General features: G+C 68.0%; 2 protein-coding genes. Both read right to left on the bottom strand.

Annotated elements, in window-relative coordinates; genetic code table 11:
* Positions 1-61 precede the first annotated feature (61 nt).
* A complete protein-coding gene (gene cmk / locus EAW56_RS12335) occupies positions 62-769 on the bottom strand; it encodes a (d)CMP kinase (RefSeq protein ID WP_122086845.1) in 708 nt (235 codons plus the stop codon).
* Positions 769-1,239 (bottom strand): pseudouridine synthase (locus tag EAW56_RS12330; RefSeq protein ID WP_147453335.1); only part of this gene is annotated, 471 nt, incomplete at its 5' end. The genes EAW56_RS12330 and cmk, both read right to left, overlap by 1 nt.

The raw sequence follows: 1,239 nt of genomic DNA, 5'->3' as shown, positions 1-1,239 counted from the left end.
TCGTAGCCGGACGCGTCGATCCCAGGCTGAATGAACTGGGTTTCCGGTTCCTCGCGGTGTGTCATTTCGCGCTCCTTTCAATCAGCCCGGTCAGGGCGTCAAGCACCTGCTCGGGGGTCATCTCGGAGGTGTCGATGACCTCCGCGTCCTCCGCGGGCTTCAGCGGGCTGGTCGCACGGGACGAGTCGAGCTCGTCGCGGCGCTGCACGTCCGCGAGCACGGTGTCAAAGTCAGCGTCGCGTCCCGCGGCGATGTCCTGGTCGTAGCGGCGCTGCGCTCGCACCTGGGCCGAGGCGGTCATGAAGGCCTTCGCGGGGGCGTCGGCAAGCACCACCGTCCCGATGTCGCGCCCCTCTACGATGGCGCGGTGGGCCTCGCGGGCCAGCTTGCGCTGCAGCTCGACCAAGTTCACGCGGACTTGTGGAATGGCGGAGACGGCGGAGACGTTGCGGGTGACCTCCGGGCCGCGGATCTCGCCCGAGACGTCCTCGCCGCCGAGGAGCACCTGCTTGGAATCTGGGTCGTCGGAGACTTCGAGCGGCAGATCGGCGGTCGCCGCCACCACCGCGTCGGTGTCGGCCGGGTCGACTCCGGCGCGGAGCACCGCAAGCGTGGCCACGCGGTACATCGCGCCCGTATCCACGTACTTCGCGCCCAGCGACTTCGCCAGCGCGCGGCAGGTGGTGGACTTGCCGGTCCCGGAAGGGCCGTCGACGGCGAGAATGAGCCCGCCGTCCGGCATGTTCGAAAGCTGCGTTGCGTCAGCCATTACATATCCACCACCTTGTACAGGGAGGCCAGCTCGGCAGAGTTCAGCACGCGCATGGAACCGGGCTTCATGTCTCCCAGCTGAACGGTGTGCACCTTGGTGCGCACCAGGCGCTGCACCGGGAAGCCGCACTCCTTGAGCATGCGGCGCACGATGTGCTTGCGGCCCTCGTGCAACTCCACGCGGACGATGGACTGGCCGTTGTGCACGTCGACGATCTGCGCGTAGTCGACGGTCACGGTGCCGTCGTCAAGCACGACGCCCTCCTTCAGCTTCTTCACCAGGTCGCCCTTGGCCTCGCCCAGCACCGTTGCCAAGTAGGTCTTGGTCACCTTGTACTTCGGGTGCGTGAGGCGGTTGGCCAGCTCGCCGTCGTTGGTCAACAGGAGGAGCCCCTCGGTGTCGGCGTCGAGGCGGCCCACGTGGAACAGGCGCTGCCCGGCCGCGGTGCGCTCGGACAGGTAGGAGCC

The sequence above is a fragment of the Corynebacterium gottingense genome, assembly GCF_003693265.1.
Taxonomy (GTDB): domain Bacteria; phylum Actinomycetota; class Actinomycetes; order Mycobacteriales; family Mycobacteriaceae; genus Corynebacterium; species Corynebacterium gottingense.
This window is presented reverse-complemented; position numbering and strand designations above follow the sequence as displayed.

Coding starts and splice junctions, on each gene's coding strand:
- cmk (WP_122086845.1), bottom strand. CDS start 769: ATGGCTGACGCAACGCAGCTTTCGAACATGCCGGACGGCGGGCTCATT.